Origin of the sequence: Microvirga sp. Mcv34 (assembly GCF_024519725.1) — a bacterium.
Lineage (GTDB): Bacteria > Pseudomonadota > Alphaproteobacteria > Rhizobiales > Beijerinckiaceae > Microvirga.
Window position 1 is genome coordinate 1 of record NZ_JALJRK010000293.1, and the last position, 388, is coordinate 388.

Annotated in this window: 1 pseudogene; it reads left to right on the forward strand. The window is 58.5% G+C overall.

What is annotated here, in order from left to right:
• Positions 1-200 (forward strand): annotated as a pseudogene (locus tag OC446_RS30670) (hypothetical protein); the annotation flags it as partial.
• Positions 201-388 lie beyond the last annotated feature (188 nt).

Sequence of the window (388 nt, forward strand, 5' to 3'; positions counted from 1 at the left end):
AACGTCAACAGGAAGCAGTCATTGAGAGGCATCATGGCAACACGATCGAACAGGCCTTTGCCAAGATCAAAGCGCACCTGCGCAAGGCTGAGGCCCGGACCTTTGAGGCGCTCTGGCGAGCCCTCGGAGGCATCTGCGATCTCTTCGAGCCACAAGAGTGTTGGAACTACCTCAAGGCAGCCGGATATGCGTCCGTGTAATCGTCCGGTGCTCTAGCGGGACAGGCTTGGAGCCAACGTATATAGCGGTCTGGAAAAGTCCCGTCATGGCACTGCCAGCTTGACGCCAGGTAGGAAAGGCGGCTGTGAGCGAGGGCGCTAAGTCACTCCAAGTGTAAGCGCGCATTTCAAAGCACGTCGCAAGGCGGGGTTCAGGCTGGCCGCGTGTT